Annotated in this window: 25 protein-coding genes, 2 tRNA genes and 1 other RNA gene; 21 read left to right on the top strand and 7 right to left on the bottom strand. The window is 64.8% G+C overall.

What is annotated here, in order from left to right:
* Positions 1-35: 35 nt before the first annotated feature.
* Positions 36-680: a TetR/AcrR family transcriptional regulator gene (locus tag V3G39_14820; protein XAS75906.1), complete on the bottom strand. Its 645-nt coding sequence runs from the start codon at positions 678-680 to the stop codon at positions 36-38.
* A gap of 177 nt (positions 681-857) precedes the next feature.
* Here V3G39_14820 and V3G39_14815 point away from each other — a divergent pair, with 177 nt between their 5' ends.
* From V3G39_14815 to V3G39_14800, 4 genes are all read left to right on the top strand, one after another.
* Positions 858-2,294: an FAD-binding oxidoreductase gene (locus V3G39_14815; GenBank protein ID XAS75905.1), complete on the top strand. Its 1,437-nt coding sequence runs from the start codon at positions 858-860 to the stop codon at positions 2,292-2,294.
* A complete protein-coding gene (locus V3G39_14810) occupies positions 2,291-3,565 on the top strand; it encodes a cyclopropane-fatty-acyl-phospholipid synthase family protein (GenBank protein XAS75904.1) in 1,275 nt (424 codons plus the stop codon). The genes V3G39_14815 and V3G39_14810 overlap by 4 nt, the downstream gene beginning before the upstream one ends.
* A gap of 112 nt (positions 3,566-3,677) precedes the next feature.
* Positions 3,678-4,045, top strand: a transfer-messenger RNA (tmRNA) gene (gene ssrA / locus V3G39_14805).
* A gap of 136 nt (positions 4,046-4,181) precedes the next feature.
* Positions 4,182-5,618 carry an NAD-dependent malic enzyme gene (locus V3G39_14800; protein ID XAS75903.1) on the top strand — a complete coding sequence of 479 codons (1,437 nt, stop codon included), beginning with the start codon at positions 4,182-4,184 and terminating at the stop codon, positions 5,616-5,618.
* Here V3G39_14800 and V3G39_14795 read toward each other — a convergent pair.
* Positions 5,606-6,262, bottom strand: coding sequence for a TetR/AcrR family transcriptional regulator (locus tag V3G39_14795; protein ID XAS75902.1), 657 nt, complete (start codon positions 6,260-6,262; stop codon positions 5,606-5,608). The genes V3G39_14800 and V3G39_14795 overlap by 13 nt on opposite strands.
* Positions 6,263-6,669: 407 nt before the next feature.
* Here V3G39_14795 and V3G39_14790 point away from each other — a divergent pair, with 407 nt between their 5' ends.
* The 6 genes from V3G39_14790 to V3G39_14765 all read left to right on the top strand — a co-directional run bounded on the left by V3G39_14790 (position 6,670) and on the right by V3G39_14765 (position 13,206).
* Complete coding sequence (locus tag V3G39_14790) at positions 6,670-9,144, top strand: DEAD/DEAH box helicase (GenBank protein ID XAS75901.1); 2,475 nt, start codon at positions 6,670-6,672, stop codon at positions 9,142-9,144.
* A gap of 34 nt (positions 9,145-9,178) precedes the next feature.
* Positions 9,179-9,763 (top strand): YqgE/AlgH family protein, encoded by a 585-nt coding sequence (locus V3G39_14785; protein ID XAS75900.1) that lies wholly within the window; start codon positions 9,179-9,181, stop codon positions 9,761-9,763.
* Between the two features lie 62 nt (positions 9,764-9,825).
* Positions 9,826-10,146: a DUF3039 domain-containing protein gene (locus tag V3G39_14780; GenBank protein ID XAS75899.1), complete on the top strand. Its 321-nt coding sequence runs from the start codon at positions 9,826-9,828 to the stop codon at positions 10,144-10,146.
* Between the two features lie 91 nt (positions 10,147-10,237).
* A complete protein-coding gene (locus V3G39_14775) occupies positions 10,238-10,582 on the top strand; it encodes a hypothetical protein (protein ID XAS75898.1) in 345 nt (114 codons plus the stop codon).
* Between the two features lie 65 nt (positions 10,583-10,647).
* Positions 10,648-12,393 (top strand): DEAD/DEAH box helicase, encoded by a 1,746-nt coding sequence (locus tag V3G39_14770; GenBank protein XAS75897.1) that lies wholly within the window; start codon positions 10,648-10,650, stop codon positions 12,391-12,393.
* Positions 12,394-12,423: 30 nt separating this feature from the next.
* Complete coding sequence (locus tag V3G39_14765; GenBank protein ID XAS75896.1) at positions 12,424-13,206, top strand: RDD family protein; 783 nt, start codon at positions 12,424-12,426, stop codon at positions 13,204-13,206.
* Here the strand turns inward: V3G39_14765 and V3G39_14760 are convergent.
* Positions 13,194-14,006: a hypothetical protein gene (locus tag V3G39_14760; GenBank protein ID XAS75895.1), complete on the bottom strand. Its 813-nt coding sequence runs from the start codon at positions 14,004-14,006 to the stop codon at positions 13,194-13,196. The genes V3G39_14765 and V3G39_14760 overlap by 13 nt on opposite strands.
* A 154-nt stretch (positions 14,007-14,160) precedes the next feature.
* Between V3G39_14760 and V3G39_14755 the strand changes: the two genes are divergently transcribed.
* Positions 14,161-15,036 (top strand): universal stress protein, encoded by an 876-nt coding sequence (locus V3G39_14755; protein XAS75894.1) that lies wholly within the window; start codon positions 14,161-14,163, stop codon positions 15,034-15,036.
* Positions 15,037-15,041: 5 nt separating this feature from the next.
* Here V3G39_14755 and V3G39_14750 read toward each other — a convergent pair whose 3' ends face one another.
* Positions 15,042-15,620 carry an isochorismatase family protein gene (locus V3G39_14750; GenBank protein ID XAS75893.1) on the bottom strand — a complete coding sequence of 193 codons (579 nt, stop codon included), beginning with the start codon at positions 15,618-15,620 and terminating at the stop codon, positions 15,042-15,044.
* Entirely contained in the window at positions 15,617-16,915 is a 1,299-nt protein-coding gene (locus tag V3G39_14745) for a nicotinate phosphoribosyltransferase (GenBank protein XAS75892.1), read from the bottom strand. Before V3G39_14745 ends, V3G39_14750 begins: the two co-directional genes overlap by 4 nt.
* A 103-nt stretch (positions 16,916-17,018) precedes the next feature.
* On the opposite strand from V3G39_14745, the gene clpS reads away from it, so the two are divergent.
* The 6 genes from clpS (at position 17,019) to V3G39_14715 (ending at position 20,119) form a co-directional block, all read left to right on the top strand.
* Positions 17,019-17,264: an ATP-dependent Clp protease adapter ClpS gene (gene clpS / locus V3G39_14740; GenBank protein XAS78254.1), complete on the top strand. Its 246-nt coding sequence runs from the start codon at positions 17,019-17,021 to the stop codon at positions 17,262-17,264.
* Positions 17,264-17,845 carry a DUF2017 family protein gene (locus V3G39_14735; protein XAS75891.1) on the top strand — a complete coding sequence of 194 codons (582 nt, stop codon included), beginning with the start codon at positions 17,264-17,266 and terminating at the stop codon, positions 17,843-17,845. Before clpS ends, V3G39_14735 begins: the two co-directional genes overlap by 1 nt.
* A gap of 52 nt (positions 17,846-17,897) precedes the next feature.
* Complete coding sequence (gltX, locus tag V3G39_14730) at positions 17,898-19,394, top strand: glutamate--tRNA ligase (protein ID XAS75890.1); 1,497 nt, start codon at positions 17,898-17,900, stop codon at positions 19,392-19,394.
* Between the two features lie 54 nt (positions 19,395-19,448).
* Positions 19,449-19,853, top strand: a complete 405-nt coding sequence (locus V3G39_14725; protein XAS75889.1) for a DUF3224 domain-containing protein — start codon at positions 19,449-19,451, stop codon at positions 19,851-19,853.
* 120 nt (positions 19,854-19,973) lie between these two features.
* Positions 19,974-20,045, top strand: a tRNA-Gln gene (locus V3G39_14720).
* Between the two features lies 1 nt (position 20,046).
* Positions 20,047-20,119, top strand: a tRNA-Glu gene (locus V3G39_14715).
* 79 nt (positions 20,120-20,198) lie between these two features.
* On the opposite strand, the gene V3G39_14710 is transcribed toward V3G39_14715, so the two are convergent.
* Positions 20,199-20,957: an IclR family transcriptional regulator gene (locus V3G39_14710; GenBank protein ID XAS75888.1), complete on the bottom strand. Its 759-nt coding sequence runs from the start codon at positions 20,955-20,957 to the stop codon at positions 20,199-20,201.
* Positions 20,958-21,050: 93 nt separating this feature from the next.
* On the opposite strand from V3G39_14710, the gene leuC reads away from it, so the two are divergent.
* The 4 genes from leuC to V3G39_14690 all read left to right on the top strand — a co-directional run bounded on the left by leuC (position 21,051) and on the right by V3G39_14690 (position 25,279).
* On the top strand, positions 21,051-22,451 hold the full coding sequence (gene leuC, locus V3G39_14705; GenBank protein ID XAS75887.1) for a 3-isopropylmalate dehydratase large subunit: 1,401 nt from the start codon (positions 21,051-21,053) through the stop codon (positions 22,449-22,451).
* A 19-nt stretch (positions 22,452-22,470) separates the two neighbouring features.
* Positions 22,471-23,076 carry a 3-isopropylmalate dehydratase small subunit gene (leuD, locus tag V3G39_14700; protein XAS75886.1) on the top strand — a complete coding sequence of 202 codons (606 nt, stop codon included), beginning with the start codon at positions 22,471-22,473 and terminating at the stop codon, positions 23,074-23,076.
* 285 nt (positions 23,077-23,361) lie between these two features.
* The gene (locus V3G39_14695; GenBank protein XAS75885.1) at positions 23,362-24,678 is read left to right on the top strand and encodes an ISL3 family transposase; all 1,317 of its coding nucleotides are present in this window, start codon (positions 23,362-23,364) and stop codon (positions 24,676-24,678) included.
* 142 nt (positions 24,679-24,820) lie between these two features.
* A complete protein-coding gene (locus V3G39_14690) occupies positions 24,821-25,279 on the top strand; it encodes an HU family DNA-binding protein (protein XAS75884.1) in 459 nt (152 codons plus the stop codon).
* 23 nt (positions 25,280-25,302) lie between these two features.
* On the opposite strand, the gene V3G39_14685 is transcribed toward V3G39_14690, so the two are convergent.
* A complete protein-coding gene (locus tag V3G39_14685) occupies positions 25,303-25,515 on the bottom strand; it encodes a hypothetical protein (GenBank protein XAS75883.1) in 213 nt (70 codons plus the stop codon).
* Positions 25,516-25,518: the final 3 nt, after the last annotated feature.

The following is a 25,518-nucleotide window of genomic DNA, read 5'->3' as shown; positions in this document are numbered from 1 at the left end:
AGGGTCGGCCTTGTGTTGGTGGACGGGTGCGCAGGTTAGGCGCCACCACCGGCATCTGTTGCGACGCGACTGGCGACGCAGGCAGGGAGCAAGATTTCTTCGATGATCTGACGCATCCGTCCTGCGGTGCGAGGTTCGTTGCGCACGACGACGTCGTGGAATTTCATCGCCGGCAGAATGGCCGCGAAGAGGTCGAGGTCGGCGCCGGGGCCGACCTCCCCACGGGCCTGGGCCCGCTGTAGGACGGTACGCAGTCCGAGCTGACGCGGCGCGAAGAACTTCTCGGTGAACACCGCAGTGAACTCGGCATCGCGGTGCAGCGCGGGAAAGATGGCTGCCATGACTTCGGAGATTTCTGTCGAGTCGATGGCGGGGTCGGCGAAGATTGCGAGCAGGTCAGATGTGAGGCAGCCGGTGTCGGGCGGGTTGACGGCTGTCTCCGAGCATGCCGCAGCGTCGATGGCAGCGACGACGAGATCTGCTTTCGTCTTCCACCGTCGATAGAGGGTTGCTTTGCTGGCTCGGGCCTGTGCAGCCACGGCGTCGAAGGTGAGCAGGTCGTATCCCACGTCCAAAAGCACCACGATGGCGCCCGCCAGAATTTCCTGTTCGCGGTCCCCTTCGACACGGGGCCGGGCAGTCGGAACCACTACGGGCCCAGCCGACGATGCAGCGTTCACAACAGCCCTCCCTTCGGTGTCGATGAAACAGAACTGTTTCGTACCATCGAAACACTGAGGGGGACATGGTGCAACCTGGGGGAGTGTGGGAAGGCTCACATCGGGCCCGATGAGGCCGCCGACATTTTACTTAGAGATGCGATATAACTACCGAACCACTAGTCTTGCCGTCGCTGTATGGCACATTCCTGCTTTTGGGAGAGCGAGGCATCACCGTTGGTAGCAGGACCGATCGGTCGGCAACGACACGACGACGCAGTGCAGGATCTTGTTGCGCAGCTTCGGCGCTTGGCGCCCGGCGCTCCGGTGCGGCTGGCCAAGAAGACCTCCAACTTGTTCCGCACGCGTAGTGAGATCAGCGGCCCCGGTCTGAATGTCGCCGAGCTCAACGGGGTCATCAGCATCGATCAACAAGCGCGCACCGCTGAGGTCCAGGGGATGACGACCTACGAAGATCTGTGCGACGCCACGCTTCCACACGGGCTGATGCCGTATGTCGTCCCGCAGTTGCGCAGCATCACGCTGGGCGGTGCGGTGACGGGCCTCGGTATTGAGTCCAGCTCTTTTCGCAACGGGTTGCCGCACGAGTCGGTCCTGGAGATGGACATCCTGACCGGTGCCGGTGAAATCGTCACCGCGACGCCGCAGGGTCCGCATGCTGATCTTTTCGCGGCGTTCCCCAACTCCTACGGATCCTTGGGATACGCGGTGCGGTTGAAGATCGCGCTCGACCCGATCGAGCCGTACGTTCATCTACGGCATCTGCATTTCGAGGATGTGCAGCAACTGCTGTCGGTCATGGACTCGATCGTCGAACACCGCGACTACGGCGGCGAGAAGGTGGACTTTCTGGACGGAGTGGTCTTCGGACCGCGAGAGAGCTACCTCGTGCTGGGTAGTTTCAGGGCACGGGCCCCGTACACCTCCGACTACACCGGCCAGCAGATCTACTACCGCTCGATCCAGACGCGCGACGAGGACTACGTCAGCACGCTGGACTACATCTGGCGCTGGGACACCGACTGGTTCTGGTGCAACCGCGCCCTCGGACTTCAGAAACCCTGGCTACGGCGGTTGGTTCCACGACGCTATCTACGCAGCGACGTCTACTCCAGGATCATCCGGTTCGAAACCAGATATGGCGTGATGGCCTCCATCGATGCGCGCAGGGGCAAGGCGCCACGAGAGCGTGTCGTGCAGGACGTGGAGCTGCCACTCGCTCAGACCGAGAAGTTTCTCGAGTGGTTCCTGCGCGAGGTACCGATCGAGCCGATCTGGTTGTGTCCCATGCGGCTTCGCGAGTCTGAGGACGATACGCGGGCCGGCCAGCCATGGCCGCTCTACCCAATGCGGCGGGGCGAGACCTACGTGAATGTCGGCTTCTGGTCGACGGTGGCGATCGAGGAGGGTGCGTTGGATGGTGATGTCAACCGTTCGATCGAGCGCGTCGTGCAGTCCCTCGGTGGTCACAAATCCCTCTACAGCGATGCCTACTACGGCCAGGATGAGTTCTGGGCGATGTACGGCGGGGCCCACTATCAGCAGATCAAGAGCACGTACGACCCGGACGGGCGCCTGCCCGACCTCTACACGAAGGCGGTGAAGCGTCGATGAAGATGACGATCGGTGCGGTTTTCGACGAGCTGTTCGGCACTGAGCTGCCGTTACGCGTTACGGCCTACGACGGCTCGACGGGCGGAAATCCGAACGCTCCGTTCGCTATGGAGCTACTCAACGAGCGGGCCCTTCGGTACATGGTCACCTCTCCAGGGGAGTTGGGGTTGGTTCGGGCCTATCTGTCCGGTGACCTGGAATTCGATGGCATTCCGCCGGGTAACCCCTACGAGTTCCTGAACCTGTTCATGACCGACTTCGAGATCAAGCGTCCGCAGTTCGCCAAGGTGGCGCGTATCGCCCGGGGTCTCGGGATCAAGAACCTACAGATCCCGCCCCTTCCGGAGCAGGAGCAGCCGCCGCAGTGGCGTCGCGGACTGGAGGGACTGCGGCACTCGCGAAAGCGGGACGCAGACGCCATCCGCTACCACTACGACGTCAGTAACGAGTTCTACGAGCTCGTGCTCGGCCCGTCGATGACCTACACCTGTGCTGCGTACCCGACTGCAGATGCAAGCCTGGAGGAGGCGCAGGCCAACAAGCACGATCTGGTCTGCCGCAAGCTGGACCTGCAGCCCGGCCAACGACTGCTGGATGTCGGGTGCGGTTGGGGCGGCATGGTCCGACATGCCGTCGAGCACTACGGCGTCACCGCGCTCGGTGTCACCCTGTCGCAGAACCAGGCGAGCTGGGCGGGTCAGAAGATCAAGGAGATGCGCCTGGACGACCGCGCCGAGGTGCGGTTCTGCGACTACCGCGACGTGACCGAGGGCGACTTCGACGCCGTGAGCTCGATCGGCCTCACCGAACACATCGGTGCGAAGAACTACCCCGCGTATTTCCAGTTCCTGCACTCCAAGCTGCGCCCTGGCGGCCGGTTGCTGAACCACTGCATCACCCGCACGGACACGAAGAAGCCCTCGCTGACCAAGGGCGGTTTCATCAACCGGTATGTCTTTCCGGACGGCGAACTCGTACCGGTCGGCACGATCGCGTCAGCGATGCAGGCGCAGGGGTTCGAGGTTCGGCATGTGGAGGATCTACGCGAGCATTACGCGCGTACCTGTACGCAGTGGGCCCAGAACCTGGAGGACAACTGGGACGAGTGCGTTGCTGATGCCGGCCTACCCATCGCCAAGATCTGGGGGTTGTACCTGGCGGGTTCCGCGTTGGGATTCACCCGCAACAACATCCAATTGCACCAGGTGCTCGGCCAGAAAGTCGGCCGCGACGGCACCGCGGAGTACCCGCTTCGCCCGTTGTACGGGTAGGGACTGTCCAGCTGAGGCGGAATGCGGTGGCTCGTGTCGCCGTTGACGATTACGATGAACACGTCGGCCCACGGGTCGGCGACAACTCAACAGTGTGACGTGCCCGCAACCTGGGGGTGATCGGTTTCGACGTTGACCGACATTTCAGGGGAAGCGGGTCGAGGATGCACAGTTATCTCGTTAACGATCTGTGCAAAACCAATAGGTGCCGATTCCAAGCGCACCGACTTCGCCCTCGCTGCCTAAGCGAGCGTAGAAGTCCGTCAGCCTGAGCTTGTTCTCGACTCAGTGTCTGGCGTCAGCTAGAGGACTTGCTGTGTCGTCACGCCGAGGGGCGACGCGGGACTCTTACTCGGCTGGGCCTGTCAGGGAACGCGTGCGTGCGAGTCCTGGGGCCGAGAAAATCCTTAGCGCACTGCACCCGGAGAAGCCCTGGAGCGCGTTTAGCGGACGCGGGTTCGATTCCCGCCACCTCCACTCCCGGCACGTCACACTGTTGAGTAACACCCTTCGGCGGCCGCATTTTCCACGCGGAAAGATATATCCGCCCCGCAGTTACCGGCGAACCTCCAAATGTTGCCTGCGGCACCTCGTGTCGGGCAGCACAATAGGTCCCATGCCCCTCATGCCTTCGGTTTCGAACTCCATCATCGTGCGCCTGGAACTTCCGGGCCGCCCCACTGCGGTCAGCGAGCTGACCGGCGCCGTCGAGCGTGCGGGCGGACTGGTCACCGCCTTCGACATCAGTTCTTCGGACACCGCCCGCATGCAGGTGGACGTCACCGCAGCGGCTCGTGACGCCGACCATGCCGGTGAGCTGGTCGACGCCATGCGCGCGGTGGAAGGGGTTGAGGTCCGCAAGGTCAGCGACCGGGTCTTCCTTGCCCACCTGGGTGGCAAATTGAAGATCGAGTCCAAGGTGCCGATTCGCAACCGTGACGACTTGTCGATGGTATACACCCCGGGTGTGGCTCGGGTCTGCATGGCCATCGCGGAGAATCCCGAAGACGCTCGGCGGCTGACAATCAAACGAAACACGGTGGCGGTCGTTACCGACGGTACGGCGGTTCTCGGTCTGGGCAATATCGGCCCCCTCGCCGCCATGCCGGTCATGGAGGGCAAGGCTGCCCTGTTCAAGCGATTCGCCGACATCGACGCCTTCCCGATCTGCCTGGACACCACCGATGAGGACGAGATCGTCCGTACCGTCAAGGCGATTGCTCCAGTGTTCGCCGGTATCAACCTCGAGGACATCTCGGCTCCGCGTTGTTTCAGCATCGAGGCGAGGTTGCGCGAAGAACTGGACATCCCGGTCTTCCACGACGATCAGCACGGTACGGCGATCGTCGTACTCGCGGCCCTACGAAACGCCTTGCGGGTCGTGGGCAAAAACCTTGCTGATGTGCGCATCGTGCAGAGTGGTGCCGGAGCCGCCGGCACCGCGATCACCAAGTTGATGCTGCACGCCGGTGCGCGCGACCTGGTGCTCGCCGATATCGACGGAATCGTCCACTGTGACCGGGCCGACATCGTCGGCGACAGCTCCTCGACGCTCGCTTGGGTGGCACAGCACACCAACCCACGAGGCGTCACCGGCACATTGAAGGACGCGGTGCGCGGCGCCGATGTTTTCATCGGCGTCTCCGCTCCGGATCTGCTGACGGGCGACGATATCGCCACGATGGCCGACGGCGCCGTGGTCTTCGCGCTCGCAAACCCCAAGCCAGAGGTCGATCCGGGCGATGCAGCAGAGCACGCAACGGTGGTCGCCACGGGCCGTAGCGACTTCGCCAACCAGATCAACAACGTGCTCGTCTTCCCGGGCGTGTTCCGTGGTCTGTTGGATGCGCAGGCAACCGACATCACGCTCGACATCATGCTTGCGGCAGCCATGGCACTTGCCGACGTGGTCAAACCAGAAGAGCTGAACGCTGCCTACATCATCCCAAGCGTCTTCCACCCCGGAATCGCATCAGTCGTAGCCAAGGCCGTGGTGGATGCAGCGGGGGGTAAGGGCGCGGACGAGGCGGCAGCGCGGGGTCAGGTCGTCTGAGCCCGGTGAGCGCGGCGACGGGCCTCCCGTCGGAGTAATCCGGTGGTGACCGCCCGTCGTGCTACCGGTCCCAGGTCATCCAGGACGCCTATCAGCCCCGCGAGCTGATCGAGGCTCGCAAGCGCAGAGTCGCCGGCTTCGCTGGTGACACCCTGCATGAGCTGCACCCCGATGAAGCCGCAGGTCACCGCATTCGCCAGGCCGTCGATGTCGACGACATCAGCGAGGGGATGTCCGGACAGGACTCTGCGCAGAACGCGCTCGACCTGAGCGGACCACTGCCCGAGGCAGTAGCGCGCGGTGCCGGCGATGATTTCGTTGTGTTGACCGGCGGCCAGGATCTGCGCCATCGACCCGACATTCCCGCCGCGGCGCTCCGTGGTGTTCAGTTCGCGCGCCACGACGAGGAGTGCCTCCAGGGTGTGCACGGCATCGAATCGGTCGGAGTACACGGCAACCCGGGCGTCCAGTGCTGTCCGGCAGGAAGCATCGATGAGATCTGTGACGGTGCCGAAGTGGTAGAAGACCAACGCCTGGTTGACCCCCGCCCGGGTGGCGACCGACCGCGCCGACACAGCAGCCAGCCCGTCCTCGCGCAGCACGGCATCGGTGGCGGTCAATAGCTTCGTGCGTGTGTCGGTCATCGCTGCACAACGCTATGGCACAACGCTCCGTCGGGAGCAGGTGCTGCGTGAACCCAGCCGGCCGATGCCGGGTCCGAGGGGTGAAGGGCCCCCATAGGAGTGGGAGAGGACCTGCATCGGTGAGATCAGTCACTTCGGGGCCGTTTGGGACGTGATTGCGCCGGTGTGATTCGTGGGTAGGCCTGACTGCCGCTACTCTCAAGTTGTATTCACGCGATCTTGCGTTCTCTTCTTTGACCGGTCCACCTACTCCTGCAATCAGCAGCGGACCGGCTCCTCATGTATGGGCGCCGAGATCTTCGACGGCGCTATGCGTACCTCGTTTTCGTCAGCACGGGTCCATCGAGACCTGTCGCTGTCGTTTCCCTTTGGGGTTTTGTGCGCGCCCATATCTGAGAGGCAACACCATGACCCCACCCAAGAAGCCTGACGACAAGAAGCCGCGCTGGAGCAGGGCCCAGAAGCAGGAAGCGCAGCGCGCTCCTGCTCGCCGCTCCGACGGTCCGAGCAGCCGCGGCTCCGATGCGCCCCGCACGTCTGATCGTCGGCAAGGCGGCCAGGGCGGACCAGGCGGCGTTCGCAGCTACAACAACCGCGATTCCCGCCCTTCGTACAACCGGGACAGCCGCCCGTCGTTCAGCCGGGACTCCCGTGATGATCGCGGTGGGGAGCGTCGTTCCTCCGGTAACCGTGAGGACCGCCCCGCCTACAACAGGGACAACCGCGACAGCCGCCCGTCGTTCAACCGTGAGGACCGCCCCGCCTACAACAGGGACAACCGCGACAGTCGCCCGTCCTACAGCAAGGACAACCGCGATTCGCGCCCGTCGTACAACCGTGACGACCGTCCGTCCTACAACCGGGACAACCGCGACAGTCGCCCGTCCTACAACCGGGACAACCGCGACAGTCGCCCGTCCTACAACAAGGACAACCGCGATTCGCGCCCGTCGTACAACCGTGACGACCGTCCGTCCTACAACCGGGACAACCGCGACAGTCGCCCGTCCTACAACCGGGACAACCGCGACAGTCGCCCGTCCTACAACCGTGATGACCGTCCTGCCTACAACCGGGACAACCGCGACAGTCGCCCGTCCTACAACAAGGACAACCGCGACAGTCGCCCGTCCTACAACCGGGACAACCGCGACAGTCGCCCGTCCTACAACAAGGACAACCGCGACAGTCGCCCGTCCTACAACAAGGACAACCGCGATTCGCGCCCGTCCTACAACCGTGACGACCGTCCGGCCCGCGATGACCGCGGTGGCGAGCGTCGCTCCTACAACAACCGTGAGGACCGCCCCGTTTACAACAACAGCAGTAACACCGACCGCACCTACCCGCGCCAGGACACGTCCCGTGATTCCGACCGGGGATCGCGAGTGGAGACACCGCGGGACGAGACGCAGGTTGAGCAGCCTGTGGTCGATGCCGTGGCAGATCAGGACGGTGCTGACAACGCACGCGTCGATCAGGGTGTTGCCGCGATAGGGACTCCTATGTCTGACGACAGTGCCAGCAGCGAGACCACCGATGACAGCAACGGTTTCGCCGATCTGCTGCTGCCGGATGTCCTGGTGCGGCGACTGGCCCGCGACGGCATCACCTCGCCGTTCCCGATTCAGGCCGCCACGATTCCCGACGCTCTCGCCGGTCGGGATGTGCTCGGCCGCGGTCGCACCGGCTCGGGTAAGACGCTTGCCTTCGGGCTGCCCACGTTGACCCGGCTGGCCCAGGGCGGTAAGGCCCGCCCGCAGTGTCCGCGTGCAGTGGTGCTGGTGCCGACCCGCGAGCTTGCGATGCAGGTCAGCGATGCCTTGCAGCCGTTGGTGCACGCCATCGGCCTGCACCACAAGTTGGTGGCCGGCGGTATGCCGTACGAGCCCCAGCTGCAGGCCCTGGCCCGCGGTGTCGACCTGCTGATCGCGACCCCCGGCCGGTTGATGGACCTGATCAACCGTGGCGCTGCTGATCTGTCCCGCGTGGAGATCGCGATCCTGGACGAGGCCGATCACATGGCGGAGATGGGCTTCCTGGAGGACATCACCACCATTCTGGACACGGTGCCCGCCGGCGGACAACGACTGCTCTTCTCCGCGACGCTGGACCGCGGTATCGACACAGTGGTGAAGCGCTACCTCATCGATCCCGTCACCCACTCCACCGACGACGGCACTGTCAGCATTTCGACGATGGCGCACCACGCGCTGCTGATCGAGCCGCGCGACAAGAAGATCGTCACGGCGGAGGTCGCCAACCGTGAGGGCCGCACCGTGATCTTCTCCCGGACCAAGCTGGGAGCCGACCGCATCGCGAGCGAACTACGCGAGCAGGGCGTTCTGGCGGCGGCACTGCATGGTGGTCTCAACCAGGGACAACGCAACAAGGTGCTCAGCGCCTTCAAAGACGGCCGTATCCCCGTGCTGGTCGCCACAGACGTCGCAGCACGTGGGATCCACGTCGATGATGTCGGCGTGGTGTTGCAGGTCGATCCGCCCGCAGACCACAAGGACTACCTGCACCGCGCAGGTCGCACGGCCCGTGCGGGAGAGGCCGGCACTGTGGTGACCCTGGCCCTGCCGCATCAGCGCAAGGCCGTGACGCGGTTGCTCGAGCAGGCCGGTGTCGAGGGTGGCCTGCAGCGCGCCCGGCCGGGCGATGAGGTCATTCGTGCAGCGGGCGGTCGCACGCCCGAGGACCGGCCGATCTCAGACCAGGATCTGCACCGCATCCTCACGCCCAAGCGCGAACAGGGCCGTGGTGGTAGCGGCGGTGGCGGTGCTCGTCGAGGTGGCCGACCCGGTAACTACCGCGGCGGACCGTCCGGATCGGCCCGCCGATTCGATGGAGCAAACCGTGGCCGCCCGCGCGATTGAGAGATAGCAGCTGCGCACGGGGCAGAATGACCTCATGGACGATCTGACCGGTCGGCTTTTGGTCGCTGCCCCGAGCGGGCGCACATCCGCCGCAGAGAGCGGCGATGAGGATGACGCTGACGTTTTCGAACGCAGCGTCGTCCTTGTGCTTCATCATGACGACGAAGGGGCCCACGGGCTCGTCCTGAACCATCCGTTGTCGGCAGAAGTCGACTCGGTGCTGCCCGGCTGGCAGGAACATGTGAATGCCCCGGCGCAGGTGTTCCAGGGTGGGCCGGTCTCGTTGGACACTGCCCTCGGCCTGGTCCGGATGCCCGGAATCAGCGAGTCCGTCGGCATCAAGAGGCTGTTCGGTGCTGTCGGCCTGGTCGATCTCGACGCGCCACCGCTGGTGGTGGTGCCCGAGGTCGCGGGGATTCGCATCTTCGCCGGGTACGCGGGTTGGGGTGCCGGCCAGCTGGAGGGCGAGATCGATGGCGGTTCCTGGTTCGTCGTCGAGGCCGAGGCCGACGATGCGTTCACCCTCGAACCCACCCAGCTCTGGTCCTCGGTCCTGCAGCGGCAGCGTGGGATGTTGCGGTTCCTGTCCTCCTACCCACCCGACCCCTCGCTCAACTGAGCCAGCGGCGACAAAGCAGCAACCAGTGGCCGGCCGATGGCGCCGGAATCTAAGATGGCACCATGACGCCGCCCCTTGACAGCCCCGATGTGCCGCCGAGTCCCCAGGAACAGCCGAGCGGCCCCCGCACCTCCACCTCGGTACTCGAGCGCGAGGACGTCCGCGCTCAAGAGCAGGAGCCCGGCGACCACGAGCGGTTCTCGCACTACGTTCGCAAGGAGAAGATCCTGGAGAGCGCAATGTCGGGAGACCCCGTCACGGCGCTGTGCGGAAAGGTCTGGACACCCGGTCGGGATCCGCAGAAATTCCCGGTATGTCCGACGTGCAAGGAAATCTATGACGGCCTTCGTGCGCCACAGGACGGTGGGGACGGCAGTAACTGACGGTCCGCTCATTGACAGCCGAGCAGCCAGGGGCGACGGTACAAGCAGTGGTGGGCTCCCCCTGGGCCCGCCGATGCTCCGGAGGATCTTGATGACCGAACCCACAGACACGCCCAGCCACGACGAACGTGACCACGTCCAGCCCGCAGACGGACGTAACGACGAGCCGGGTGGGATGGCTGCGTCGGGCGAGCAGAGCGAGGGCGGAGGCAAATCCTCCCAGAAAGACGGTTTTCACTCCGGGTATGCGCCTACCGACACCGGCGGTCACGAGGCCGGCCAGGTCGATCGCGGTCATCCGCAGGGAATGAATGCCGACGGGTCGCACAGCCAGGGCGGTGGCTCTGCCGATACGAGCGGACGAAGTCACAGCGGTTGGGGTCCGGTGGACGGCGAAAACGCCGAGCACTCCCAGCAGGAGTCGCGCGACGACTGACTTTTCACCGAGCTGACGAGAGTCGGGTGGGAGGTGTCAGAGCGGCTGGTTAGGGTTGCAGACCTATGAGTACCTCAGCCGCGTCGCACCTTTCACCGGCCTTTCCGGAACGCGCCGCCTGGGGAACCGCGCAGAAGTTGCGCGCCTGGCAGGCCGCAGCACTCGACATTTATTTCGCCGAAGAACGCCGAGATTTCCTAGCTGTTGCTACGCCTGGCGCAGGCAAGACCACCTACGCGCTGCGGTTGGCCACCGAGCTGCTCGACCGCGGCATAGTGACCCATCTGACCATCGTGGCGCCCACCGAGCATCTGAAGACCCAGTGGGCCGATGCCGCCGGACGTGTCGGCATTCAGATCGACCCACGCTTCACCAACGCTCAACAGGAGCATGCGAGCAGCTACCACGGAATCGCGGTCACCTATGCAGGGGTGGCCAGCAAGCCGGCGTTGCATCGCGCTCGCACCCAGGCGCACCGCACTCTCGTGATTCTTGACGAGATCCACCATGGGGGCGACAACAAGTCGTGGGGTGATGCGATCCGGGAGGCGTTCGAACCGGCTGTCCGCCGTGTTTCGCTGACCGGCACGCCGTTTCGTTCCGACACCAGTCCGATCCCGTTCGTGCGGTATGACGCCGGCGCAGACGGTATCCGCCGATCTTCGAGCGACTACTCCTACGGTTACGCACAGGCGCTGCGGGACGGTGTCGTGCGCCCCGTGATCTTCATGGCCTACGGCGGGGCGATGCGCTGGCGCACCCGGGCCGGAGACGAGATCGCCGCACGGCTCGGGGAACCGTTGACCAAAGACCTGACGGCAGCTGCCTGGCGGACGGCTCTGGACCCGAGCGGTGACTGGATCCCCTCGGTCCTGCAGGCAGCGAACACCCGGCTGACGCAGGTGCGTCGGCACGTGCCCGATGCCGGTGGACTGGTGATCGCCTCCGACCAGGCCAATGCCCGGGCGTACGCGAAAGTGCTGGGGCAGATCAGTGGCGAGGACCCGGTCGTCGTGCTGTCCGACGACGCAGGTGCCTCCAGCAGAATCGAGAAGTTCGCAGAGGGCGGTCAGCGCTGGATGGTCGCCGTGCGAATGGTGTCCGAGGGTGTCGACGTGCCACGGATGTGTGTTGGTGTCTACGCGACCTCAGCCGCCACCCCGCTCTACTTCGCACAGGCCGTCGGACGATTCGTTCGAGCTCGGCGGCGCGGTGAGACAGCGAGTATCTTCCTGCCCAGCGTGGCGCCTGTGCTGACGCACGCAGCCGCGATGGAGATCGATCGGGACCACGCGCTGGATCGGCCGCGCTCATCGGAGGAGGAAGCCCTGTGGGCGCCGGAGGAGGATCTGCTGGCAGCGGCCAACGCAACGGAGTCGATCACGGGGGAACAGGGGTCGTTCGAGGCGCTCGAATCCGATGCCCAGTTCGACCACGTGCTGTTCGACGCCCAGCAGTTCGGGTTGAACTCCGCGACCGGGAGCGCCGATGAGCAGGAATACCTCGGCCTACCGGGTTTGCTCGAGCCGGAGCAGGTCACCCAACTCCTGCGTGAACGGCAGCAGAAGCAGGTGGACTCAGCGCCCCGTGCCACCGGCGCGCCGGTAGCCGAGCACCGGGCGCTGGCTGCTCGGCGCAAGGAACTGAACTCGCTGGTAGCGGCGTACGCGCGCAAGTCCGGTGAGCCGCACGCCCAGTTGCATACCGAGCTGCGGCGGGTGTGCGGTGGTCCGGCGCTCGATCGCGCTTCCAACGATCAGGTGGGTGCTCGGATCGACACGCTGCGACGGTGGTTCGTCGGTCGGCGCTGAGCAACTTCGCGACGATGAGAGAATCTGGCCATGACGCAGCGTCCGTCCGGTTGGTACGTGGATCCACAGGACCCCGATCAGCTTCGCTACTGGGACGGGATCGTGTGGTCGCCCCAGCAGATACCGAAGATCAAACCGGGGCTGGACAAGTCCGAACTGGCGGCACCGCACGTGTCGGACCCTTCCCACGACGGCGTGAGAACCGGCCGCGGGCCCGCTGGGAACAATAATCAGTGGCAGGCGGGGCAACCCGCTGGAGCGGGCTCGAAGACTGCGACGACGGCCGACGGCAGCAGACTGGCCGGCTGGTGGCAGCGTGCCGGCGGGTTGGTGATCGACTACCTGCTGACCTCGATGGTGGCTGCACTCGTGGCGCTGCCATGGACGCTGGAGTGGGCCCGGCGCTACCAGAACTTCCTGTCGGACTGGGGTTTCTCCGGGCCGATGCCCTCGATTCCGCAGAACGTGGCGACACTGCCGTGGCAGATCGTGGTCGCCAATATCGGGGTTTACGGCGTTTATGAGATCGGCATGACAGCGTGGCGCGGTCAGACCCTCGGAAAGATCGTCGCCGGAACGCGCGTCCGGCCGGCAGAGTCGGCGGGTTGTCCGAGTCTGCGTTCCGCAGCTGTCCGTTTTCTGGTGAAATGCGCCAACGTGGTGTTGGCGCCAGTCGCTGCGCTGGGCGCACTCGCGTTCCTTTTCGGATTCGTGAATTACCTCTGGCCGCTTCGCGATGCGGGGCGGAGAGCCATCCACGACCTCGCAGCGCAAACCTGCGTGGTGCGGACCCGAGGTAGTCAGACGCGCTGACCGGCTGTGGAGATCAGCGAGTGGGCTGCGAGATCGCCTACCGCAGTGCGCACGTCCCGGTAACTGACAGATCGGAAGATGCGTCGGATCTGCAGCACCTTGTCCTCGGTAATGGCGCGAACGTGGGACAGCACAAGCTCCGGCTCAGGCTGCCGTAGCACCGCGGTCACATCTTCGACGCTGCGGTCCCGCAGGGCCAGCTTTGTGGCGAGCAACATATTGAGGATGCCCGGTCCGCTGCGCCCGGCCTCTCCGGTGACACACCCACCCAGACCACCCGCCAGTTGAAAGGCGATCGAGCGTTGCGCGCAGCCCACGACGAACGCCGCCAGTTCCTCGTTGTCTGCTGCGTTCGGTCCACTGCTGCGGATACCCGCGCGGATCATCGGCCCGCTTCCGACGAGTTCGTCCAACATCCCCAGGCCGGCTCCGCCGACGGGCAACCGAACGACCACCGGCACAAGAAGATTTAGGGCCTCTCGCCAGCTCGCCGAATGAGGTACGTGCAACCCGACGAGTTCGTGACGGCGATGGGCACTGACCGTCTCCGCAAGATTCAGCACCTGCGTGATGTCGTCGTGCAGACCGGCGACGATCGTGATGCGTAACGAGCCCTTCTCGCTGAGGGCCTCTCGCACCACGGATGGTGGTAGCAACATCGATCCGACATAGGAGGCATCGGGCGTGCCGAGCCGAGCGGCGCGCCCTTCCAGAGCCTGCTGCAGAGTCGCGCCGAGCAATGCCGACGCATCATCGAAGAGACCCGCGAAAAGCGATTCCTGTTTCACCGCGACCGTCATACAGCCAACGTTATTGCGGTCGGGAAAATGCGGCCGCGGCGGTCCGAATCTCGGTCGCGACACGATCTATGCTCGTATCTACGCAATTGGGCATCGTCCGGCCCACGATCGACGTGCAGGGTCGCGCGTCGACGAGGCATCCTTGGAGGTCATCGTGCAGATCACAGAGTCTGAACGCGAAAGCACGTCGCAGATCATCGTGGGGGTCGACTCCACCGGTGCCTTGACAGCAGCGGTGGACTGGGCGACGCGGGCTGCCGCTGCGCGAGGCTCGAAGTTGCGGGTATTGCATGGATTCAGTCCGGATCGACCGGGATTCGCCTTCGGGATGGGCGCAGAGTCGGAGTCCATCCGGCTCAGCAACAAGCGCATGTTGGACCGGGTAGCCGCACATATTCACGCAGTCGACTCACGGGTGCAGGTCGAAACCGTCCAGTCGGAGGACTACCCCGCCAAGCTTCTGGTGCGGGCGAGTGCAGCAGCAGATCTGGTCGTGCTCGGCGCTCAGGGCGACTCGCACCTCGGCTTCTCCGCCATCGGGCAGACAGCAGCCCAGGTCGCCAGTCACTCAGCGGCACCTGTCGTCGTGGTGAGAGGCGGTTCTGCGAAACCGGCTCACCAGCGGATCACCGTGGGGCTGCACATGGCTGAGGATGTTCCGAGCCCGCTCGGGTGGGCTTTCGACGAGGCGCAACGCACGGGCAGCGCACTGGTCGTGGTGCACGCGTGGCAGCCGCGTGACTCCCAGGATCCGCATCTGCGCAAATCGGAATGGGCGGACTATGCCGCCAGTTGCGAACAGCGGGTGCGACGGTGGATCGAGACACAGCGCGCATCGCATGCCGACGTTCAGGTCAGCGTCGAGATCATGCGGGGCAACCCGTCACGGGTGCTGGCCGAACACTCCGGGTCAACCGATCTGATGGTGGTGGGTGCGCGGGGTTCCGGTGGGTTCGACGGCCTGCGGCTGGGGCAGGTCGCCCGAGACCTGCTCGGTCATTCCAAGTCGACCCTGGTCATCACCCGGTAGAAGTTTCAGCGGGTACGCACACCCGCTGCCGCGAAGTCCTCAAATGCTGCACTGGTGCTGAGGGGAGCCACCCCGGCGACAAGATCCGTCAGCACAGTGGTCTGTAGGCCCTGCCTTCGGGCGTCCAGGGCTGTTGCCCGCACACAGTAGTCGGTGGCCAGTCCGCAGATATCCACGTCGGTTATGTCGTGCTGCTGTAACCAGGTGACCAGGCCGGCTCCGGAGTCGTCGACGCCTTCGAACCCGCTGTAGGCGGCATTGAAACGACCCTTGCGGAATATTGCATCGACACCCTGCAATGCGGCGGCCAACGCTGGGTGGAAGTCAGCGCCGAGGGTGCCGACTTCGCAGTGCACTGGCCAACTGACCTGGAAATCAGGCGTGTCAGACCAGTGGGTACCCGGGTCGATGTGCCAGTCGGCCGTTGCGACGACGGCCGCATAGTCGCCACGGTGCATGCTGATGTAGGTCGCGGTCCGCGCAGCGACCTGCGCGCCTCCCTGAACAGCCAGCGATCCACCTTCGCAGAAGTCGTTCTGGACATCGACGACGATCAGGGCGCGTCGCGGCATGGCAGCAGTCATCGGACCTGCTCGTAGACGGTAGGGATCACGGGTTCACCGCGGGAGAGCTGCGCCGCGGATGCCGGTAGTTGGGCGCGAGAGGAATGGTGTCGGGCACGCGCGGTCCGTTCGTCATCGTGGTTGACTCGTTCGCCGTCGATGACCATCTCGACCATGAGAGCGCGGTCCTGGCCGCGTAGGGCCGGTTGGGCGCCGAGACCGATGACCTCCGCCTCAGCGCGGCCGTCGGCGCCCAGCCGACGCACCGCGTACTTACGTCCCGCGATCGATGCTTTGTCCTTGGATTTTTTGGCGACACCGAGGAGGACACCCTGTTCGTCTTCGCGGGCGACCAGCTTGTAGACCATTCCGGCGGTCGCAGCTCCGGAGCCGGTCACCAGGCTGGTGCCGACACCGTAGGAGTCGACCGGGGCCGACGCCAGCGTCGAGATCGCAAATTCGTCCAGATCGGACGTGACGACGATCCGGGTCGCGTGGGCCCCGAGCCTGTCCAGTTGCTCGCGGACGGCCCTGGCGTTGGCAAGCAGGTCGCCGGAGTCGATACGGACCGCCCCCAGTTCGCGCCCGGCTACCTCGACAGCCGTACGGACCCCTTCAGCGATGTCGTACGTGTCGACCAGCAGTGTGGTCCCGGCACCGAAACTGGAGACCTGCGCTTGGAATGCCGCTCGCTCCGTGTCGTACAGCAGCGTGAATGCATGTGCTGCTGTGCCCGTCGTCGGCACGCCGTACCGCTGCCCGGCTGCAAGATTCGAGGTGGCTGTGAATCCGGCAATGTAGGCAGCGCGCGCCGCGGCGACGGCGGCCTCCTCATGAGTGCGCCGCGACCCCATTTCAATGCACGGACGACCGTCTGAGGCCGCCGTCATCCGGGAGGCCGCAGCCGCGATAGCGCTGTCGTGATTGAGAATCGACAAGGCGAGAGTCTCCAGGAGCACTCCCTCGGCAAAGGAGGCCTCGACCACGAGTACCGGCGATCCGGGAAAGTAGACCTCCCCCTCGCCGTATCCGGTGATCGTTCCGCCGAAGCGGTAGTCCGCGAGCCAGTCGATGGTCGCGCGATCGACCACTGCGTGCTGACTCAGGGCTGCCAGCTCGGCGTCGCCGAAGCGGAAGTCGACCAGTGCATCCAAAAGTCGCCCGGTACCGGCCAGCACGCCGTAACGACGTCCGTCCGGCAGTCGCCGTGCAAAAACTTCGAACACGCTGCGTCGGTGGGCTGCCCCGCTGGCCAGGGCGGCCTGCACCATCGTCAGCTCGTAGTGGTCGGTGAGCAGGGCCCGCGATCCGTTCACGCGGGCGAGTCTAGGTGAGTTGGTCGCCTACCCTGGAGGTATGTCCGTTGCGCCGCCTGAGCATGCCCTGCCGGGCCTTGATCGTGGTCTGGCCACAGACACCATGCAACAGGCCGACCGTCCGTGGATCACCGTGGTCTGGAACGATCCGGTGAACCTGATGTCCTACGTGTCGTGGGTCTTTCGTACCCACTTCGGTTACTCCGAGACCAAGGCGGAGAAGCTCATGGTGGCTGTCCACGAGGAGGGGCGCGCTGTCGTGTCTTCGGGTTCTCGCGAGAAAATGGAGTCCGACACCGAAGCCATGCATACCTATGGCCTGTGGGCGACCCTGGCCAAGGACGATTGATGGCGCAGGCATTCCGGCGCAAGGGGGAGCGGTACCTGGCTCGGATGGACGCCCAGGAGCGCGAGATCGTCGTCGGTCTTCTGGTTCAGGCACGTGACCTGCTGGCGCTGGACGAGGCGCCCAGCTCTGGCGATCCGTTGCGCGATCTGCTCGACGGGTTGGGCCGCAGTCCGGCGTCGCAGCAGGAGATCGCGCAGCGCGACCCCGCGCTGCGCAGGTTGCTTCCCCGGGCAAGTCGCGACGACGATGACGTCGCGACGGATTTTCGCGAGCTCGCCGAGAACAACATCCGTCGAGCGAAGGCAGCGCATCTGCAGGTCGCGATCGCAGTGCTGTCATTCGACAAGGGCTCGAAGGTGGACCTGGACCACGAACAGGCGAAAAGTCTGATGATCGGGATCGGCGACGTCCGGTTGATCCTGGCCGATCGACTTGATATCCAGTCCGATGAGGATGCGGAGAAGCTGCACGAGCGGGTCGGGTTCGACCGCGACACCGATCTGCAGACGCTCTTCGCCGCCTACTACGAGTTCTTCACCTGGCTGCAGGAATCCCTGGCTCAGACGTTGACCGTGCGGTAACAGCACGCCCGGCGATGGCGGTCCTGCGCCGCCACTAAGCTCAATGGTCATCATGGCTGAGCTCTCCACTGACCTTCCCGTCCGCCTGCGCGTTGCCCCGTCGCCGACCGGAGATCCGCATGTCGGCACCGCCTATATGGCGATGTTCGACCTGGCTTTCGCTCGCCAGCAGGGTGGAACCTTCGTGTTGCGTGTCGAGGACACTGATCGCGCGCGCTTCCAGGAGGACAGCGAGCAGCAGCTCTACGACACCCTTCGCTGGCTGGGGCTGACTTGGGACGAGGGCCCGGATGTCGGTGGTCCGTGCGCCCCCTACCGGCAGTCCGAGCGGCTGGACACCTATCGGCCTTATGCCGACCGTTTGCTCGCGGACGGCCATGCTTATCTGTGCTGGTGCTCGCCCGAGCGGCTCACCGCGATGCGTGAGATGCAGCAGAAGACCAAGCAGCCGACCGGCTATGACCGGATGTGTCACGGTAAGACGCAACAGGAGCGTGCCGAGCTACCGGGATACAGCGAGACGCCGGTGGTCCGGATGTTCATCCCGGATGACGTACAGCTGTCGTGGAACGACCTCGTGATGGGTCAGACGAGTGCGCCACGTCCCGACGATCAGGTCATCGTCAAGGCCGACGGGTTCCCCACCTACCACCTTGCTGTCGTCGTCGACGACCACGAGATGGGCATCAGCCATGTGGTGCGCGGCCAGGAGTGGATCTCCAGCACCCCCAAACACCTCTTGCTCTACACCTGGCTCGGTATGACGCCGCCCGCGTTCGCTCATATGCCGCTGCTGCGTGATGAGAAGAAGGCGAAGATTTCCAAGCGTAAGAGCCCGTGGGCCAAGCTCACGTGGTTCCGCGACGAGGGGTACCTCCCCGAGGCGCTGGTGAATTTCCTCGCGCTGCAGGGGTACCCGCCGATTCTGGAACCGGACGGTACTGAGCGGGAGGTCTTCACGTTCGATGAGTTCAGCGACGGGTTTGCCTGGGACAAGATCAACAAGGCCGGCTCGGTCTTCAACCTCGACAAGCTCAACTGGCTCAATGGGCACTACGTGCGTGAATTGGAACTGGACGAGTTCGCTGCACGACTGCTGCCCTTCCTACAGCGTGACGGAGTGCTGTCCGGCAGCCCCACCAAGCCGCAGCTGACGCGCCTGCGTGCGGTTGCGGAGCTCGTGCAGACCCGGATCGTCCTGCTGACCGAGGCCACCGCGCTGGTCCTGCCGTTCTACACCCCCGACGCGGATCTACCCATTGCCGAGGAGGCCCGGGCCGGGTTGAAGGACGGCGCGGCACAGGTCCTTGACGCCGCGATCGATGCACTGCAGACACTGGGGCGAAACGACTGGAACCACGAGCGGATCGAGGCGGATCTGCGGGCCGCGATCGTGGATGGACTCGGTGTGAAACCGCGCCTGGCCTTCGGTCCGTTGCGGACGGCAGTGTCGGGGCAACGCATCTCGCCGCCATTGTTCGAATCGATGCAGATCCTGGGCCAGGCCTCGGTCCTGGCGCGGCTGCAGAGCCTGCGCGACTCGCTCTGACCAGTTGAGCGTTCGACCATGGTCGACGGGCTGCAGACGTCCTATGCTGCCCGGATGGATAGCGCGCAACGCCACACGGCGACGGGTCAGTTCGACATCGCGATGACGGCGGCGGAGGGCGACGACACCCCGGGGGTCGGTCGTTGGCTCTTCGACAAGACATTCACCGGCGACCTGGTGGGTACCTCGCGCGGGCAGATGCTGGGAGCGGGGGACCCGGTCACAGGCGGGGCGGGATATGTGGTCATCGAGATGGTCAGTGCGCAGATCGGTGAGAGCGAGGGTGGCTTTGCGTTGCAGCACTTCGGGATCATGGACGAGAGTGGCTTCCGGCAGGTGATCGAGGTGGTTCCCGGTTCGGGTCTGGCTGATCTGGCGGGCATCGCCGGAACCTTCACCATCAGCCAGGACGAATCAGGAGCGCACCACTACGAATTGAGCTACGCGCTGCCTTCGTAGTGCGGGAGCCGCATTTTGAGCGGTGGCCGATTTGGGTCGATCTGCAGTAGGCAGTAAGGTTTCCATTCGGTTCACGATCGTTGCTCCGCCAACTGGGGAGACATGATGGTGATACCCCCATGGGGTATGGTGTAATTGGCAGCACGACTGGTTCTGGTCCAGTTAGTCTAGGTTCGAGTCCTTGTACCCCAGCGGCCCCGTTGTGTAGCGGCCTAGCACGCCGCCCTCTCAAGGCGGTAGCGCGGGTTCGAATCCCGTCGGGGCTACGTGAAGTAGCCAGAAGAGCGACTCCCGGCTTTGTCCGGGGGTCGCTCTTCTGTATGTGCGGTCAGGCTGTAGGTGCGGTCAGGCCGACTGTTCCGAGCGTCGCGCGCCGCCCTGTCCGGCCGCATGTGCCCGGGCGAGCACTTCGGTGAGCTTGTTGGCGCCCGCCACCACGGTGCCCGCGTGCAGCCGACCTGGTTGTCGCGAGACCCGGTCGATGGGCCCGGAGATCGACACGGCCGCGATGACCCGACCGGAGGGGCTTCGCACGGGAGCAGAGACGGAGGCGACCCCCTGCTCGCGCTCGCTCACGCTCTGCGCCCAACCGCGCCGTCGCACGGCAGACAGAGTGGTTGCGGTGAATTGGGCATTCTGCAACCCACGGTGCAGACGATCCGGCTCTTCCCATGCCAGGAGTACCTGCGCTGCGGAACCGCCGTGCATGGTCAGCGTCGAGCCGACCGGGATCGAGTCCCGTAGCCCAGCGGGGCGGTCTGCGGCTGCCACGCAGATGCGCTGGTCGCCCTGGCGTCGGAAAAGCTGCGCGCTCTCGCTGGTGTGATCGCGCAGCGCGCCGAGCACAGGTCCAGCTGCCGCGAGGAGCCTGTCCTCACCGGCAGCAGAGGCCAGCTCGTTCAGGCGGGGGCCGAGCACGAACCGGCCCTGCAGATCGCGCGAGACCAACCGGTGGTGCTCGAGAGCGACAGCGAGCCGGTGGGCGGTCGGTCGAGCCAATCCTGTGTGGCTGACCAGTTGGGCCAAGGTCGAGGGTCCTGCTTCTAGTGCTGCGAGCACGATCGCGGCCTTGTCCAAGACTCCGACGCCGCTAGAATTGTCCATGCGCTGATACTGTCGTCTCAGCAAGCGAGACGCAAGCCCATTGCGCACATCGGGGCGAGACGCTGCTCACTCACAGCGCGAGGAGAACCAACCGTGGGAAGCACCCTGGCCGAGAAGGTATGGCTACAGCATGTCGTCCGCAGCGCGGACGGAGAACCCGATCTGCTCTACATCGACCTGCACCTCTTGCACGAGGTCACCAGCCCGCAGGCATTCGACGGGTTACGCCTCGCCGGGCGCGGGGTCCGCCGAACAGACCTGACCGTGGCGACCGAAGACCACAACGTCCCCACGACTCCGGGCCCTATCCTCGATCCGGTCAGCCTCACGCAGGTGCAGACATTGCGCCGCAACTGTGCAGAGTTCGGCGTGCGACTCTTCCCGATGGGCGACGCGGAGCAGGGCATCGTGCACATCATCGGTCCGCAGCTCGGTCTGACGCAGCCCGGTATGACCATCGTCTGCGGTGACAGTCACACCTCGACGCACGGCGCTTTCGGTGCGCTCGCGTTCGGCATCGGCACCAGCGAGGTCGAGCATGTGCTGGCTACCCAGACCTTGCCGCTGAAGCCCTTCCGCACCATGGCTGTCAATGTCGAGGGGACCTTGCGCCCCGGCGTTACCGCGAAAGATGTGATCCTGGCGGTGATCGCCAAGATCGGCACCGGTGGTGGGCAGGGCTACGTCATCGAGTACCGCGGGTCGGCGATCCGCGACTTGTCGATGGAGGCTCGCATGACGATCTGCAATATGTCGATCGAGGCTGGGGCCCGCGCCGGGATGATCGCGCCGGACGACGTGACCTTCGACTATCTCAAGGGCCGCGACTACGCGCCGAAGGGCGACGACTGGGACGCTGCGCTCGATTCGTGGCGTGGGCTGATGACCGATGACGACGCGACGTTCGACGCCGTGGTCGATCTGTGCGCCGATGACCTGGCTCCCTTCGTGACGTGGGGTACCAACCCCGGTCAGGGGCTTCCCCTTTCCGGGACAGTGCCGGACCCGGAGCAGATGCCGGACGAGGGTGAGCGCGCAGCCGCCGAACGGGCCATCGAGTACATGGGCCTGGTCCCGGGCACCCCGCTTCGGGAGATTGCAGTACAGACGGTGTTCCTCGGCTCGTGCACCAACGGCCGTATCGAAGATCTCCGCGCAGCAGCACAGATCATTGATGGCCGACAGGTCGCGACGGGTGTCCGAATGCTGGTTGTCCCGGGGTCTGCGCGGGTTCGACTGCAGGCTGAGTCCGAGGGCCTGGACCAGGTGTTCATGCGGGCCGGTGCCGAATGGCGACTGGCAGGGTGCTCGATGTGTCTGGGCATGAATCCCGACCAGCTCGCCGTCGGGGAGCGGTCCGCATCGACGTCCAACCGCAACTTCGAAGGTCGTCAGGGTAAGGGTGGCCGCACGCATCTGGTCAGCCCGCTGGTGGCGGCGGCAACAGCAGTACGTGGCACATTGTCCAGCCCGTCCGATCTCACAACAGTCTGACAGGAAGGACTCGTAACCGATGGACGCCTTCATCCGGCACACCGGCACCGGGGTGCCGCTGCGACGTGGCAATGTCGATACCGACCAGATCATTCCGGCGGTTTATCTCAAACGGGTGACCCGGACCGGATTTGAAGACGGCCTGTTCTCAGCCTGGCGGGGAGACCCGACCTTCATCCTGAACAACCCGTCGTATGCGCAAGGCTCGGTGCTGGTCGCCGGTCCGGACTTCGGCACCGGTTCCTCTCGTGAGCACGCCGTGTGGGCATTGATGGACTACGGCTTCCGGGTTGTTCTGTCGTCGCGGTTCGCGGACATCTTCCGGGGCAACTCGGGCAAGGCCGGGCTCCTGACAGCGCAACTTCAGCAAGAGGACATCGAGCTGATCTGGAAGCTGTTGGACGCCGAGCCGGGGGTGCAGCTCACGGTCGACCTGCACGAGCGGACGGTCTCTATCCGGGAGCATGTCTTCAGCTTCGAGATCGACGACTACCTGAGGTGGCGTCTGCTGGAGGGCCTCGACGACATCAGTCTGACCCTGCGACACGATCAGCTGGTCGCCGATTTCGAACAGGCCCGCCCGGCATGGAAACCCGTGGTGGAGCCCGTCGTACGGTCAGCCTGACCAGCTGTCGGGCAACACTCTGACCTGCCAAAAGGTCGCAAGCATGTTGACAGACAGTATGTTTCGCCGCCGTAGGTTGATTGCAAGGCTCCTTCGGCGCATCGGCAACGGGTTCGCATGTCCCGAATCCGTTGCCGGTAGACGATATTGAGCTGTCTTAAGGGGCTCTTCGCACTTGAGGGTGGGGTGAGGGCGACACGCCGGTAGCCGGTGGTGGGGTGGTGTGGGGTCGAGGCCCCTGAAAATCAGAGGACTCTTACCTCTTCTGATGTCAAGGACCTCGACATGTCTGACCCTACGTTGTGCTGCCCGAACGAGGACGATTACTGCGACCGGTGCGACCTACTGATCGGCCTGCCGGGGCTGCGGGTGATCGGGGTGGAGCGTGGACCTGGTGGTGCGCTAACGGTGAGGGTGGAGTCACCGCCGGGGTTGATGGGCTGCGCCTCGTGCGGTGTTGTCGCGCACGGTCACGGCCGGCGGCCGGTGCGGTTGATCGATACCCCTTCTGCTGGTGCCCCGGTCACGGTGATCTGGTCCAAACACCGCTGGATCTGCCCCGAACCGTCCTGCCCGGTCAGCTCCTTCACCGAGCAAGACGAACGGGTCGCTGTTCCGCGGGCGTTGTTGACTGAGCGGGCGTGTTGGTGGGCGATTGGGCAGCTACGGCGTGAGCACGCGAGTATCAGTGGCTTGGCTCGGCAAATGGGCACCACGTGGCACACCGTGTGGGACTCGATCCGCCCGCTGTTACAGGCCGCTGCCGATGATGAAACCCGCTTCGCGGGGGTCACCATGCTCGGGGTCGATGAGCATGTGTGGCACCACGTGTCCGAGCGCAAACATGGACCGAAGTTCTTCACAGGGATGGTCGACCTGACCCGAAATGCCAACGGGCACACCAACGCCCGGTTATTGGACTTGGTCCCTGGCCGGTCCGGCGCCGTGTACACAGGGTGGCTCACCGCGCGTGGCGAAGCGTTCCGCGACGGTATCCAGGTTGCCACGTTGGACCCGTTCCACGGGTACAAGAACGCGATCGATGACCACCTCGACGACGCGATCGCTGTGGTGGATCCGTTCCACATTGTGAAGCTCGCAACCCAGGCCGTCGATGAAGTCAGGCGTCGTGTCCAGCAGGAAACCACCGGCCACCGGGGCCGCAGGGGTGACCCGTTGTACGGGATCCAAACGATCCTGCGGTGCGGGCAAGAACGCCTGACCGACCGGCAACGAGCACGCCTGCAACGGGCGATCGCCGCCGATGAACGCCACGAGGAGGTCTACCTAGCCTGGCAAGCCAGTCAACTCGTCCGTGACGCGTACAAAAACAAAGACCTACCCACCGGGCGGGCTACCGCTCAGCGGATTCTGGGCTGCTTCGCGACGTGCCCGATCCCCGAGATCAAACGCCTCGGCACGACACTGAAACGGTGGAAAGAAGCGTTCCTGGCCTACTTCGACACCAACCGGGCCAGCAACGGCGGCACTGAGGCTGTCAACGGCCTCATCGAGCTGCACCGCCGTGTCGCCCGCGGCATCCCCAACCGCGATAACTACCGCCTGCGAATGCTCCTGATCGGCGGAGGCCTCAACCTATGACCCCACCCTCAAGTGCGAAGAGCCTCTTAAGGGTTGATCGCCCGGCACTGCGGCCTTACGGTCAGTGGTGTGTCGGGCGGTTCCGCCCGAATGCCATGCCGTGCCTGAAACAGTTCGAGTGCGGGGATCAGGAAGGCCAGCCGTGAATAAAGCTGAACTCGTTGCGAGTCTGGAGACGCGTCTAGGGAGCAAGAAAACGGCCAGCGACGCCGTCGAGGGGGTATTCGACATCATCATTCGCGAAGTAGCGGCCGGCCGAAAAGTGGGGATCACCGGTTTCGGAACATTTGAGAAGGTCAGCCGGGCGGCTCGTACCGGTCGCAACCCGCGCACCGGCGAAACGGTGAAGATCAAGCGCACCTCGGTGGCGAAGTTCAAGCCGGGTGCCGCTTTCAAAGCGGGCGTCGCCGACGTGGGCACGATTCCGAAGACCGGCAACGCCGGAGGTCGGGCCGCAGCAGGTACAGCTACCCGCGCTGCCGTGTCCACGACGCGCAAACCGGTGTCGACGCGCGCCACCAAGGCCGTCGCCAAGAACGGTGTTGCAAAGAAGCGCGTTACCGCGAAAGCAGCTCAGAAAAAAGTCACGGCGACGAGCTAGTAGTACTGCGGAGGGGATGCTGCTCAGCGAATGTGCTGAGCAGCACCTATTCCGACGATCCACAGGCGGGTGACGTCTCCGGCTCCGACCTCGATACTGACGCGCTGACCCACCCGGAGGTGGCGTAGCCGAGACGCCACGAACACAGATTCATCAAAGGGCAGGACGCGCCCGTTGTCGGTGATGACCGAGCCACGCGCAGTGTCGAAGTCGAAGGTGTGCACACTCGCCTGCATCCG

The organism is Dermatophilaceae bacterium Sec6.4, from assembly GCA_039636865.1.
GTDB lineage: Bacteria > Actinomycetota > Actinomycetes > Actinomycetales > Dermatophilaceae > Allobranchiibius.
Note: the sequence above shows the minus strand (reverse complement) of the source record. Positions and strands in the feature narration are given on the sequence as shown.